General features: G+C 28.7%; 17 protein-coding genes. 15 read left to right on the forward strand and 2 right to left on the reverse strand.

The annotated features are described in order from the left end of the window. Positions 1 to 16: 16 nt before the first annotated feature. Entirely contained in the window at positions 17 to 337 is a 321-nt protein-coding gene (locus Q3223_RS07805; protein ID WP_054269840.1) for an XRE family transcriptional regulator, read from the reverse strand. Positions 338 to 507: 170 nt separating this feature from the next. Here Q3223_RS07805 and Q3223_RS07810 point away from each other — a divergent pair, with 170 nt between their 5' ends. From Q3223_RS07810 to Q3223_RS07880, 15 genes are all read left to right on the forward strand, one after another. After that, the gene (locus tag Q3223_RS07810) at positions 508 to 699 is read left to right on the forward strand and encodes a helix-turn-helix transcriptional regulator (protein WP_054269841.1); all 192 of its coding nucleotides are present in this window, start codon (positions 508 to 510) and stop codon (positions 697 to 699) included. A 110-nt stretch (positions 700 to 809) separates the two neighbouring features. Further along, complete coding sequence (locus tag Q3223_RS07815) at positions 810 to 1,250, forward strand: hypothetical protein (protein WP_054276336.1); 441 nt, start codon at positions 810 to 812, stop codon at positions 1,248 to 1,250. A gap of 249 nt (positions 1,251 to 1,499) precedes the next feature. Further along, positions 1,500 to 1,943: a DUF6838 family protein gene (locus tag Q3223_RS07820; protein WP_407811806.1), complete on the forward strand. Its 444-nt coding sequence runs from the start codon at positions 1,500 to 1,502 to the stop codon at positions 1,941 to 1,943. Between the two features lie 4 nt (positions 1,944 to 1,947). Further along, positions 1,948 to 3,012 (forward strand): phage tail sheath subtilisin-like domain-containing protein, encoded by a 1,065-nt coding sequence (locus Q3223_RS07825; RefSeq protein WP_407811807.1) that lies wholly within the window; start codon positions 1,948 to 1,950, stop codon positions 3,010 to 3,012. Between the two features lie 13 nt (positions 3,013 to 3,025). After that, positions 3,026 to 3,454, forward strand: a complete 429-nt coding sequence (locus Q3223_RS07830) for a phage tail tube protein (protein WP_407811808.1) — start codon at positions 3,026 to 3,028, stop codon at positions 3,452 to 3,454. A 102-nt stretch (positions 3,455 to 3,556) separates the two neighbouring features. Then, positions 3,557 to 4,003, forward strand: coding sequence for a phage tail assembly chaperone (locus Q3223_RS07835; RefSeq protein WP_223152545.1), 447 nt, complete (start codon positions 3,557 to 3,559; stop codon positions 4,001 to 4,003). Positions 4,004 to 4,029: 26 nt separating this feature from the next. Beyond that, positions 4,030 to 4,197, forward strand: coding sequence for a hypothetical protein (locus tag Q3223_RS07840; protein WP_223152544.1), 168 nt, complete (start codon positions 4,030 to 4,032; stop codon positions 4,195 to 4,197). Continuing rightward, the gene (locus tag Q3223_RS07845) at positions 4,197 to 6,554 is read left to right on the forward strand and encodes a hypothetical protein (protein WP_223152543.1); all 2,358 of its coding nucleotides are present in this window, start codon (positions 4,197 to 4,199) and stop codon (positions 6,552 to 6,554) included. Before Q3223_RS07840 ends, Q3223_RS07845 begins: the two co-directional genes overlap by 1 nt. Next, positions 6,554 to 6,976 carry a hypothetical protein gene (locus tag Q3223_RS07850; RefSeq protein WP_223152542.1) on the forward strand — a complete coding sequence of 141 codons (423 nt, stop codon included), beginning with the start codon at positions 6,554 to 6,556 and terminating at the stop codon, positions 6,974 to 6,976. The genes Q3223_RS07845 and Q3223_RS07850 overlap by 1 nt, the downstream gene beginning before the upstream one ends. Positions 6,977 to 7,247: 271 nt before the next feature. Continuing rightward, positions 7,248 to 8,735, forward strand: a complete 1,488-nt coding sequence (locus Q3223_RS07855) for an NlpC/P60 family protein (protein ID WP_235688112.1) — start codon at positions 7,248 to 7,250, stop codon at positions 8,733 to 8,735. Between the two features lie 14 nt (positions 8,736 to 8,749). Continuing rightward, positions 8,750 to 9,076, forward strand: a complete 327-nt coding sequence (locus tag Q3223_RS07860; RefSeq protein ID WP_407811809.1) for a DUF2577 family protein — start codon at positions 8,750 to 8,752, stop codon at positions 9,074 to 9,076. Further along, positions 9,076 to 9,507, forward strand: coding sequence for a DUF2634 domain-containing protein (locus tag Q3223_RS07865; protein WP_407811810.1), 432 nt, complete (start codon positions 9,076 to 9,078; stop codon positions 9,505 to 9,507). Before Q3223_RS07860 ends, Q3223_RS07865 begins: the two co-directional genes overlap by 1 nt. Beyond that, entirely contained in the window at positions 9,500 to 10,549 is a 1,050-nt protein-coding gene (locus tag Q3223_RS07870) for a baseplate J/gp47 family protein (protein WP_223152538.1), read from the forward strand. The genes Q3223_RS07865 and Q3223_RS07870 overlap by 8 nt, the downstream gene beginning before the upstream one ends. Next, positions 10,549 to 11,166: a putative phage tail protein gene (locus Q3223_RS07875; RefSeq protein ID WP_223152537.1), complete on the forward strand. Its 618-nt coding sequence runs from the start codon at positions 10,549 to 10,551 to the stop codon at positions 11,164 to 11,166. The genes Q3223_RS07870 and Q3223_RS07875 overlap by 1 nt, the downstream gene beginning before the upstream one ends. 1 nt (position 11,167) lies before the next feature. After that, positions 11,168 to 11,980 (forward strand): phage tail protein, encoded by an 813-nt coding sequence (locus tag Q3223_RS07880; protein ID WP_407811811.1) that lies wholly within the window; start codon positions 11,168 to 11,170, stop codon positions 11,978 to 11,980. A gap of 212 nt (positions 11,981 to 12,192) precedes the next feature. Here the strand turns inward: Q3223_RS07880 and Q3223_RS07885 are convergent, their stop codons facing one another. Further along, positions 12,193 to 12,648 (reverse strand): hypothetical protein, encoded by a 456-nt coding sequence (locus tag Q3223_RS07885; RefSeq protein ID WP_021384080.1) that lies wholly within the window; start codon positions 12,646 to 12,648, stop codon positions 12,193 to 12,195. Positions 12,649 to 12,658: the final 10 nt, after the last annotated feature.

Raw genomic sequence — 12,658 nt, forward strand, 5'->3', positions numbered from 1 at the left:
CTGCTCATCATGTGGTTTATTTTTTTTTATATTTATTTAGTAAAAATTCTATATACTCATTAAGTTGTTCTTGTGCTTCTTCAGGTAATTCTTCATGTGGATTTTTTCTATGTGCAGCTACTGTATCAATATTTTCCTTAACTAAGGTTCTTCCAAGAAGGTAATCAACTGACACATTAAACACATCAGCTAATTTATTTAAAATATGTTCATCAGGAAATCTGTTTTCTGTTTCATAGTATCCTAAGACTCTCTGAGAAACTCCTACTTTTTCGCCAAGTTCTCTTTGAGTCAATCCAAATTCCTTTCTAAGTTCTCGTAATCTTTTGGCAAACATTATAACACCACCTTATGTATAGATTATAACAAATTGTTCTAAAAAATAAAACTATGAAAGCATAAAAAGAATGTTTTTTTCTAAAATCTATTGATAAAGAACAAATAATTCTATATAATGTGAATATAGAAGAACAAAATATTCTTAATAGTGATGGAGGTATGAAGATTATGTTTAAAAACAATTTGAAATATTATAGAAAATGTAAAGGTATGACACAAATTCAACTTGCTAAAAAGGCAGGAATTACAAATGACTATATATCTCAAATAGAAAGAGGTATAAAAAATCCTGGACTTCTTATGGCTAAGAAAATTTCTAATATTTTAGAACAAAATATAGATGAAGTTTTTTTTATATAGTTATAGAACAAAATGTTCTTGAATGTTATAAGATTAGTAAAAAAGATATACAGTAAAGGGATTATTGCAAATTAGAAGTTAATAATAAGCTTATAAAAAGGAGAAATACTATGGAAAACAAAAAAGAGATATTATTTAAAGAAACAGATGAAAGATTACATAATTATAAATATTTGGATATAAAGATAAAGAACATTAATTTGGATATAAAAAGATGTGAGAATGAATACTCTGGATGTGGAGCAATGGTGTATAAAGAAAAAACTAGTGCTACGTATAATATAAGTTCTTCTGTTGAAAATGAAGTTGTAAAAAAAGAAGAGAGATTAAGAAAGTTAAAGATGGAAAAAGAAGATATAGAAATAGAAAAAGAAAAGATAGAAAATGCTCTAACATGCCTAAATGATATGGAAACGGAATTTTTTAATCTTTTTTACAATAGTAAGACAAAAAATAATATGACGTATATTTCTATGAAATTACATTTAGATAGAACCTCTTGCTATAACTTAAAGAAAAAGATGATATTTAAATTGAACGAGATATTATAAAAAAATAGGACAAATCTTCAACACTTTATATACACCATTACAACAATAGACTATAAAATATGTGAGATAATGTTATTGTGAAAGAAATCCATATTGAAGGAGGTGATGAGTTGAAAAGAATGATATTACCTAAAAATATAGAAGATACTTGATAAGAATAAATGAGATGTGTATTTAAAAATGACTTATATCATTTATAGTAAGATTATCAGATTAAGCAAAAATATTTAGTGATAGAGTGGTGATTGTTTGCTTAAATACAAAGAAATAATAGAAACAATTATTGAGACTCTCAAAAAAAACTTTACTGAAAATGTTTTTATTGATGATGAAAGTGTGCAAGGCTCAGAAGGGTCTTGTTTTTTTGTAAGTATATTGTCAGTTATTTGTACACCTATAATGTTAAATACAAATAACAAAGATATTGTTATCTCTATAAAATACTTGCCAAAACCACAATCAAACGGTGTTAGAATGTATGAAGTCTCAGACGAATTAAATAAGCTATTCAACAGAAATATAAAGATAACAGATAGAAAATTAAATATAACAAAACTAGAACAAAGTATCAAAAAAGAGGAGTCAATATATACATTGAACTTTTCAATCACATTAAACTATCTTGATAGTGTATATGAAGAAGAAGTAGTATATGAAAATATGGAAGAAATCAATTTGAATTTAGGAGAGTGATAGTATGGCTATAGGATTACCAAGTATCAATATATCATTTAAGGAGTTAGCTACAACTGTTAAAGAACGTTCAGCTAGAGGAATAATTGCAATGGTGCTTAAAGACACTAAAGCACTAGGTTTTAATGAGATACATGAAAAAGAGGATATACCAGCTGATTTATCTGCTGAAAATAAAGAATATATAAATTTGGCTTTGATGGGAAATGTTAATACTCCAAATAAGTTATTAGCTTATGTAATAGATGGAGAGGCAGATATTCAAACTGCATTAGATTTTTTAGAGACTAAGGAATTTAATTATCTATGTATGCCTAAAGCAGTAGAAGTTGATAAGACTGCTATAAAAAATTGGATAATTAAACTTAGAGATACAGATAAGGTTAAAGTTAAGGCTATATTAGGAAAAGTTGTAGGAAATCATGAAGGTATAATTAATTTTACTACAGAAGATGTACTAGTTGGAGACAAGAAATATAGTGTTGATGAGTTTACAAGTAGAGTGGCAGGTATTATAGCAGGGACACCTTTAAGTCAATCAGTAACTTATACTAAGCTTAGCGATGTAGTTGATATACCTAAGATGACTAAAATTGATGCAGAATCAAAGGTTAATAAAGGAGAGCTTATACTTATTAAGGAAGCAGGGGCTATAAGAATTGCTAGAGGAGTAAATTCTTTAACTGAGTTAACAGAAGAAAAAGGAGAATTGTTCCAAAAGATAAAAATAGTTGATACTTTAGATATTATAAATAATGATATTAAGAAAGTAATAATAGATGATTATATAGGTAGAGTTCCTAATAGTTATGATAATAAATGCATACTAATAGTGGCAATAAAAGAATACCTAGAAGAATTGGAAAAGGAAGAATTAATAGAAGTTGGTTCACTTGTAGATATAGACATAGAATCACAAAAACAGTATTTGAAATCTAAAAATATAGATATATCTAATATGAAAGAACAAGAAATAAGAGAGGCAAATACAGGTTCAAAAGTGTTCTTAACAGCAAAAATAAAGATGTTAGATGCTATGGAAGATATAGATCTATCAATAGAGATATAGGAGGATTATTATTATGGTAAATATGGAAGCTAGAAATGTAATGAGTGGTACTTGGGGAGAACTTTGGCTTGATGGAGATAAAGTAGCAGAAGTAAAGAAGTTTCAAGCAAAGATGGAATTTACAAAGGAAGACATTATAATAGCAGGTCAAATGGGTACTGATACAAAGTATATGGGATACAAAGGAAAAGGTTCAATAACTTTATATCATGTTAGCTCAAGAATGCACAAATTAATTGGAGAAAAGATAAAGAGAGGTTCTGAACCTAGATTTGTTGCTATATCTAAATTAAATGATCCAGATTCTTATGGGGCAGAAAGAATAGCAGTAAAGAATATAGCATTTGATGATTTAACTTTAGCTGATTGGGAAGTTGGAGTAAAAGGAGAGATAGAAGCTCCTTTTACATTTACTGAATATGATTTTCTTGATATGATTTAGTTTTAAATTGATAATTACTAAGTAAAGATAAGTGGCAAATATACAATTAATAGGTACATGTATTTAGTTAATAAAAATTGATTGATAAAGGAGTAAATAATAATGAGTGAAAATGGATTACAAAAGAATGTAAATATAGTAGACTTACTTTTAAATGCGGATACAGAAAGTTTAGAAAGACCAAGTACAATAGTTGAACTTAAGAGATTATCTAATGTTTTTGGTCAAGAATTTAAGGTAATGTGTAGAGCTTTAACAATAAGTAAGGATGAGGAAATACAAAATACTTGTCTTAAAATTGATGAAAATATGAAAACAGATATAGATTTACCAGAGATGCAAATGCTTACGGTAATAGAAGGTATTTGTGATTTGGATGGAAAACTTCTATTTAAAAATAAGGAGTTAATGGAGAAATTTAAGGCTCCAACTCCAAAAGAATTGGCAAGAAAATTACTGCTACCAGGTGAAATTACTAACTTATATAGAATACTTCAAGATGTTATGGGTTATGGTAAAAACGCAGTAATAGAAGAGGTAAAAAACTAATAGGGACGGATGCCAAAACTACAATAATGTATTATTATTGGAAGAAAAAAGGTATTAGACCGTCCCTTTTTTATACAATGGATAAAGGCGAATTAAAGCTTATTGAAGCTTTTTTCGCCTTGGAAATTGAGGAAGAAGTTGAAAAAATGAAACATGGATATGGAGTTTGTCCTTTGACAGGAGGTGATATATAGTGGGGAATGTAAGAGAAGAAGGTATAAATATGTATCTTACAGACAATTACACACCAAAAATGAATCAAATTATATCGGTAACTGATAATTTTAGGAGAGCAACTGTGTCTGTTTCCCTTTCAACTAATGTAATGGCTAACAGTATAAATAATTCTGTTGGAAGTGCAAGTAGTAGAGTAAACAGTTTAAATTCTTCTTTAAGAAAAGTTCAAGCTACCGCTAGTAGAGTAAGTTCCAGTATTACAAAATTAAGTTCTAGTATAAATGCTGTTTCAGGAGCTATGGGGAGTTTAAATGGAAGTATTATGAGATTAGCAGTAACTATAGCTATGATTATTAATTATTTTAGTAAGTTGATTCAAAAGAAAAATGAATTTAATTCAAACCCTATAATTATATTAATATTTAAAGTTAAAAATAATGAAATAGAACAAACTAATTCAAAAATAAATTTTTTAAAGAAATATGCTTCTACCATAAGGTTAAGGATAGAAAATTCTGGTGTAAAAAAAGGCATAGATAAAGCCATTAAACATTTGAAAAAACTTAAAGGTGGAAAATTATGGAATATTATAATAGGAGCAAAAGATAAGGTAAGCAGTGTTATAGGTGCAATTTTACCTAAATTAATGTTATTTAAAAGTTCTCTTTGGAGAGGTGTAATAGCGGCAAAAGATATGGCAAGTGGCATTATAAGTAAAGTATTTCCTAAATTAAGATTATTTGCAGGTAAGGTATGGACAGGAGCAATAGCTGTAAAGGATATGGCAAGTAGTATACTTGGTTCAATAAAAGGGAAGATATCAGATTTGACAAATGGAGCTACCATAGGTGTTGCTGTGAAAAAAGGCATTGATTTAGTTGGTCAAGAGCAAAATCAGAAGGTTATTCTAGAAAGTGTAATGAAAAGAAATACTGGAAAAACGAGTAAAAAAGATGTTGATACTTACTATGATAGTTTATTAGGAATAGCAAAGGACACACCTTTCGACCCTAAAGATGTTGTTTCAATGGGAACTAAAGCTAAAATGATTAGTAATATTATTGATGGAAAAAAAGCGGAAGATATAACTAAGGCTATGGTAAATGTTAGAGCTCTAAATATGGATACAAGCAGTGAACAAGATGTATCAGCAGCTTTCTTAAGTGCAGCAAAGGGAAATATGGAATCACTTAATACTTTGGTAGGAGAAAATTATAAAAATTTTGATGAAGCATTGAAAGGTATAAGTAAGAAACAAGAGGGATTAGCTAAAAAAATGAGTCAAACAATACCTGGTTTAATATCTAGTGCACAAACTAACATAGACACAGCTTTGAAAAATATGATAAAACCCTTCGAACCAATTTTAAGAGCTGGGCTAAATAAAATTAATGATTTTATATTAGCTGCATCAAATAAACTGGGTAATTTTTCTGGAAAAGTAGCTAATGTGATGAATGGGAATAAAAATATTGGTCCAACTTCTTTTGAGAATGAATCTGCTAGAATGATTGGAAATGCGCCAAGAGCAATACTTAGTGCAGGACAAATGTTTACGGAGAATATTGATTTTTCATCAATATTAAACTCACTATTTCCAGTAGTGACAACTGTTAATAATTTATTAGACAGTATAAATAATAAATCACCAATTGCACAAGGATTAATGAGTATTTTTGGTACAATAGTAACTACAGCATTTCAATTAATTGGGCCTGTAGTTGAGGCCGTTAGCCCAATAATTACGAGAATTTTCACTTTTTTGGGAGAACATGCTCCACAAATAAATTATTTTATAGAGACATTAGGCAATGTATGGAAAACTGTTTGGGAGACTTTAGGACCAATTTTAGATGAAGTATGGAAGTTTCTAGAACCACTTTTAGATAGTTTTATTGATGCTCTTGAAAATTTATGCGATCTTATAAATAATATCTGTGATTTATGGAAAAAGATGGTGAAATTTATAAAAGAAAATCCAGTTACAGCTAATATAGGAGATTTTGTTGAGAAAAGAAGAGAGAATTATGAGAAGAATGGTATGGATAGTGGTTTAGCACATGATTCTGGGACAAATCCAACTCTTACAAAATGGGCAAATAAATTTAATAATTTATTCAACAAGAAGAAAAAAAATAACGCATTTGGATTAAACTATGTTCCTTATAATGATTATCAAACTAGACTTCATGAAGGAGAAATGGTTCTAACTAAACAAGAAGCAAATCAATACAGAAGTGGACAAAATGGTGGAAACATAAGTATAGCCAAATTAGCTGATACAATAGTAATTAGGGAAGAAGCTGATATTGAAAAAGTAACATCAAAATTAGTTGCAAGTATACAAATGGCACAATTAGGGGGTGTTTTATAATGGAAATGTGGCTTAGACAAGCTGAAGATAGATTTAGATTTCCAGTTATACCATCATCAATAAGCATAAATGGAAAAGCAACTATAAACTCATCAAATATACTTAAAGTTGGAGAAATAGCAACATTTGGAGGCGTAGCTCTTCGAAGTATCAATATAGCTAGCTTTTTTCCAAATAAAGAATATTCTTTTTGTAATTACAAAGGATTTCCTTCTCCTTATGATTGTGTAAACAAAATTCAAAGATGGATGAATGAAGGTTTAATATTGAGGTTTACAGTTACAGAAACAAATATAAATATGGAAGTAATAATAGAGGGCTTTAGTTATGAAGAAAAAGATGGAACAAGAGATGTATACTTTTCATTAGATTTAAAAGAGTATAAAAGATTACAAATACCTAGAGCAAATCCAAAAAAATAATATGATTGTTATAAAAAATTACTAAATAATCAAATAAAAAGGTGGGTGATTTTTTATTATAAAGATTTGGGTTCACATAAAAAATGGAAATATATACGATATAAGTAATATAGTAAATTCTGTCTCTTGGTCTGGGGATTATAAATCTCCATCAAGAACATTAGAATTTTCTATAGTACAATCAGCCTCTGATATTAACTTTCAACAAATCGATATTCCAATAGCTAGTACAGTTTGCTTTTATGTGGATGAAAAAGAACTTTTTAGAGGTATGATAATTAATAGGTCTAAAGATTCAAGTAGCGTCAATATTAATTTTACTGCTAAAGATATGGGTTTTTTACTCTTACAAAGTGAAGTGTCATACAATTTTAAAGATAAGTTAGTAGAAGATATTGCAAAGCAAGTATTTATAGACAATAAACTTGCAATTGGAAATATACCAAAGACTAATGTAAAATATACTAAAATGTTTATATCAGTAAATGGATATGATACTATAATGAGTGCTTACACAGAAGCAAGTAAGGCTACAAAGAAAAAGTATATGATAGAGGCTAATCTTGACAAATTTAATGTTATTGAGAAAGGTACTGTTACATTAAATATTACTTTTGAAGAAGGATTTAATCTCATTAATACGACTTTTTCTGAAAGTATGGAAAATGTAAAGAATAAAGTATTGGTAGTTGACCAATATGGTAACAAAGTTAGTGAGAAAGTTAATGATTCGTTATTTAAAGAAGTAAATGTGATAATGCAAAAAGTAATACAACAACAAGAAAATAGTACAACAGATATAGAAAGTGAATTTAAAGAGATTGAAAGAACTTGTTCTCTAAAGGGATATGGAGATACAAGTTGTATAACTGGTAGAGGTGTAAAGGTAAAAGATTCATACACAAAATTAGTAGGATTATTTTATATAGATACAGATAAACATACATGGCAAAATGGAGATTATCAGATTGAACTAGAGCTTAATTTTCAAAATATAATGGACGAAAAATCTGTAGGACAAGATGAACAAAAAGAGACTATTGATGAAAGTGGAGATGGTCTTATGAACGGTAATGAGGTTAAAGCTTTATTTACTGCATATTATCCTGCAAATAATTCTATGGAAGGTGGACTTTATGATGCACAAGGAAATAGGCTCGACCCTAAAAAAAATACTTGTGCAGCACCAAAGAGCATAAAATTTGGAACAAAGATACAAGTAAAAGGAACAGGTACATCCAGAGATGGAAAAGTATATACTGTTACAGATAGAGGAGGAGCTATAAATATAAAAGATGGAGTGTATCATTTTGATATATTGATGGCTAGTAGTAAAGAATGCAATTCTTGGGGTAAAAAAAATGGTAAAGCGGTTATAGGAGATGGGACTTATTCCATTAATGCATCAGGAAAAGCTAAAGCAGTTATAGATGAAGCCATGAAGCATAAAGGAAAAGCTTATAAATGGGGAGCTACAGGACCAAATAGATTTGATTGTTCTGGACTTATGGTATACTGTTTTAATAAAGTAGGAGTTAAATTGCCGAGAACCTCTAAAGAACAATCTAGACATGGAAAAGATGTAAGTAAAAATAGTTTAAAACCATCAGATTTGGTATTTTTTGGTGAAGAAGTGCATCATGTTGGTATGTATATAGGAAATGGAGAATTTATACATGCACCAAGTACTGGAGATGTAGTAAAGATAAGTAAACTAAGTAAGAGAAAAGATTTTCATAATGCAAAACGTGTTTTGTAGGAAGGAGTGATATAGTGGCAAATCCAATCAATGAATTTATTGGAATAATGAGAGAAGAAGGTAAATTTCACAATGAACCTTCTTTTTTTATTGGTGTAATAATAAATAAATTACCTGATTTAAAAGTATCAATGAACAATATAACCTTAGATAAAGATAATTTACTTATAGATAATTGGTTGTTTGATAGAGCTACAAAAAGTTTTACAACGACACAATATGATAAGCATACTCATGAATTGAAGGAATCTCTTACTAATAAACTAGATAAAGGCGATACAGTTATCATGTTTAAAGTAGGAGAAAAATTTGCAGTACTAAGTAAGTTGGTGAGTTTATAATGTCTAGCACAATATTTCCTTTTATAGGTGTTCCAGAAGACTATGAAATTCCTAAAAAAGAGGAATTAGGATTATTTCATGAAGTAGCATGGGATTTTGAAAAAGATGAACCAATAGTTGAAAATGGAGATTTTAAAATTATTGAAGAAAATGAGGCCATAAAAGTCTGGGTGTATAAGTGTATAAAAACAAATAAAAATGAACATGAAATTTACTCAAATGATTATGGAACAGAATTGACTGATTTAATAGGACAAAAATATAGTAAGGGTCTCACAGAAAGTGAAGCATCTAGGTATATAAAAGAAGCCTTATTAATGAATCCATATATCTTACAAGTAGATGTAGTAAGTACTAATTTTAAAAAAGATATATTGAGTGCATATATAAAAATATCCACTATCTATGGGGAGGTGGAAATGAATGTATAGTGATCAAACTTACGATACAATAAAAAATAGAACCCTTAAAAATATAAATTTAGATGTATATAAAGGAGAAGGTTCTTTTCTAAATGATATGGTTTCTGGAAATACACTTGAACTTTCTAAAATGTATGTTGAACTTTCTAATATACATAAAATAGCTTTTATTGAAGATACTTATGACCAATTATTAGATAAAAGAGTGAATGAATTTGGTGTGTATAGAAAATTAGGAACTGAAGCTACTGGAGAAGTAGAGTTTACAGGTGAAAATGGTGTAGAAATATCAAATGGAACAATTATATCATATAAAGATTTACTATTTGTTGTAATAAAGGATGTTGTAATTGGTGGTGAAGAGGGAAATATAAGTCCAGTTCAAGCACTAGAAATTGGAACTAGATATAATATACCATCTGATTGTGAATTTAAGTTAAATGAGACCATATTTGGAATTGAAAAGATAACAAATATAAATAAATTTTCGGGTGGTACAGAAATTGAAACTGATGAAGAGCTGAGAGAAAGATTTTTTAGAGTACAAAAAAATCAAGCTACAAGTGGAAATAAAGCACATTATGAAGAATGGGCTTTAGAGGTTGATGGTGTATATAATGCAAAAGTATATCCAAGATGGGATGGAGCAGGTACTGTTAAGGTTTTATTATTTGGTCAAAATAATCAAGCTGTTGAAGAAGAAATAATAACTAAGTGTAGAGAACATATTGAGGAAGAAATGCCAATAGGGGCTACGCTAACAGTAACTACTCCAGTACCACTTGATATAAGTATAAGTGCATCTATGGAATTGGAAAATGGATATACTTTGGATATGGTAAAAAATAGTTTTATAGAAAGCATAAATCAATATTTTAGAAATGTAACAAGAGAAATTGTATATACAAAAATTATGGGTATTCTAATAAGCACTTCTGGAGTACATGATTTAAGTAATTTACTTGTAAACAATTCAACAGATAATATAGTTATTGAAGATGATAAAATTCCTAGTGTTACAACTTTAAATTTTAGTGAGGTGGAGGTTTAATGAAATTAATTGATAAACTGCCATCATTTTATAAAAATTATACAGTTGAAGCAATACAAGATTCTTATGATAATGAATTATCTTCATTAAAAGAAAATATAGATGATACTATAAATCAAATGTTTGTAGATACATCCACATGGGGTCTTGATATGTGGGAGAATATACTCTGTATTCAAAATAATGAAGACTTAAATTATGAGACTAGAAGAAGTAATATAAAAGCTAAAATGAGAAGTTTAGGAACCACTAAAGTAAAGGTTATAAAAAATATTTGTGAAGCATATACAAAGACTAATGTTGAAGTAAAAGTACTCAGCAATGAATTTATATTTATACTAGAATTTATAGTTAATAATTGTAGTTATAATTCTATTGTAGAGTTGGATAAAGTACTAGAAAATGTAAAGCCATGCCATTTAGAACATAGGTTTAAAATGATTTTGTTGAATAAGAATGAATTATTTTGTGGCACTGCTATAAATACAGGAGAAACGGTTACTGTATATCCATGGACACCATCAAATATAGAAATATTTGGAGAGATAACTATTACTACAGGAAATGATAGAAGTATGGAAAAAGTAATCTTATATCCTAAACAGGAGGCGATATAAATTGGCAGAACAAAAATACTATACACTTTTGACCAAAGCAGGTAAAGCATCTATTGCAAATGCAACTGCTCTTGGTAAAAAAGTAGATTTAGTGAAATTACAACTTGGAGATGGTGGAGGAAGTGAGTATAATCCAACAGAAGAACAAACATCTCTTAAAAAAGTTGTTTGGGAAGGAAATATAAGCAATGTAAAAATAGACGATGAAAACTCTAATTGGATAGTGATAGAAACTGTAATACCAGGCAGTATTGGTGGGTTTATGATAAGAGAAGTTGGTATATTTGATTCAGAGGATAAGCTTATAGCTATATCTAAGTATCCAGAAACGTATAAACCAACTGCTGATTCTGGAAGTGTAAAAGATTTAATTATAAGAATAATCTTGGTAGTTTCTAATACTTCAAGTGTAAATTTGAAAGTTGATCCAACTGTTATTTTAGCAACTTTAAGAGATATACAAGAATTAGATAAAAAAATAGAAGCGACTAAAGTAGGCTTAACAAGTGATATAGAAATAGTTAAAACAGAGCTAAATACTAAAATTAATAATACTAAGACAGAACTTACTAGTAAAATAGGAGATACAACTCTACTTAATACAACAAATAAAATAAGTCTTGTAAATGCAATTAACGAGGTAAAAGAAGGTCTTGATAGCATAGAAACAACAGCAGAGAAAACAAGTTATGATAATACGGTAAGTAAACTTGCTGCCACAAATGTTCAAGGAGCTATAGACGAGTTATGTACTAGCGTAAATACAGCTAGAGTCAGTTTGATTAATGATATAAAAGATATGTTACCAATATAAATAAGAGTACATTAATTGATATAAAAGACTATAAAAATAAGATAGCAACTAAGATATAATCAATCAAATCAATAAAAAACTAAATAAAGCTGTACAAATTAGAATTGAACAAATTAAAACTAAATAGGGTATTGGAGATAATAGAATACTAAAAGTAAAAAAATAAACAAAACATAAAGAGGTAGCATAATGCTACCTCTTTTTTTATTAACTTATTGTCTATTAACCAAAATAGCTATTTTAGCATCTGGATTATAACTTATTTGAACCATTTGATTTTTCTTAATATGTTCAAGGTCCTCACCACCATAAGCTATTTGTAACTTAACTGGTAACTTACCTTGTTTTATAATAGCAACATACTCTTTTTTACCTTTTTTCTCTAAACTAATCAAATTGCCAACATAAGGTTTGAAGTTCTGATACTTTTTACTAGAATTTCTTATGTAGAAGAAAGCACCAACAGCAATAACTAAATTTATGCCAAGTGTAACCCAAGAATTAATTTTAAGCATAGCTCCAGCGATTATTATCACGAACATTAAAACGATAGGTAATATAGCTTTCTTAAGAAGCAATTTACCCATTATTTCATTAGCCTTTTTCTCAGGGCCACTCATAGTTTTTGATCTAGCAAATGATTGCGCGAATTTGTCTCTTAAGCCCATTTTATCCTCC

Source organism: Clostridioides sp. GD02367 (genome assembly GCF_045900275.1).
GTDB lineage: Bacteria > Bacillota > Clostridia > Peptostreptococcales > Peptostreptococcaceae > Clostridioides > Clostridioides difficile_A.

What these genes read in the sequence shown, in the direction of transcription:
- Q3223_RS07805 (WP_054269840.1), bottom strand. Translation starts at nt 337, where the DNA reads ATGTTTGCCAAAAGATTACGAGAACTTAGAAAGGAATTTGGATTGACT.
- Q3223_RS07810 (WP_054269841.1), top strand. Translation starts at nt 508, where the DNA reads ATGTTTAAAAACAATTTGAAATATTATAGAAAATGTAAAGGTATGACA.
- Q3223_RS07815 (WP_054276336.1), top strand. Translation starts at nt 810, where the DNA reads ATGGAAAACAAAAAAGAGATATTATTTAAAGAAACAGATGAAAGATTA.
- Q3223_RS07825 (WP_407811807.1), top strand. Translation starts at nt 1,948, where the DNA reads ATGGCTATAGGATTACCAAGTATCAATATATCATTTAAGGAGTTAGCT.
- Q3223_RS07830 (WP_407811808.1), top strand. Translation starts at nt 3,026, where the DNA reads ATGGTAAATATGGAAGCTAGAAATGTAATGAGTGGTACTTGGGGAGAA.
- Q3223_RS07835 (WP_223152545.1), top strand. Translation starts at nt 3,557, where the DNA reads ATGAGTGAAAATGGATTACAAAAGAATGTAAATATAGTAGACTTACTT.
- Q3223_RS07840 (WP_223152544.1), top strand. Translation starts at nt 4,030, where the DNA reads ATGTATTATTATTGGAAGAAAAAAGGTATTAGACCGTCCCTTTTTTAT.
- Q3223_RS07850 (WP_223152542.1), top strand. Translation starts at nt 6,554, where the DNA reads ATGGAAATGTGGCTTAGACAAGCTGAAGATAGATTTAGATTTCCAGTT.
- Q3223_RS07855 (WP_235688112.1), top strand. Translation starts at nt 7,248, where the DNA reads ATGATAATTAATAGGTCTAAAGATTCAAGTAGCGTCAATATTAATTTT.
- Q3223_RS07865 (WP_407811810.1), top strand. Translation starts at nt 9,076, where the DNA reads ATGTCTAGCACAATATTTCCTTTTATAGGTGTTCCAGAAGACTATGAA.
- Q3223_RS07870 (WP_223152538.1), top strand. Translation starts at nt 9,500, where the DNA reads ATGTATAGTGATCAAACTTACGATACAATAAAAAATAGAACCCTTAAA.
- Q3223_RS07875 (WP_223152537.1), top strand. Translation starts at nt 10,549, where the DNA reads ATGAAATTAATTGATAAACTGCCATCATTTTATAAAAATTATACAGTT.
- Q3223_RS07885 (WP_021384080.1), bottom strand. Translation starts at nt 12,648, where the DNA reads ATGGGCTTAAGAGACAAATTCGCGCAATCATTTGCTAGATCAAAAACT.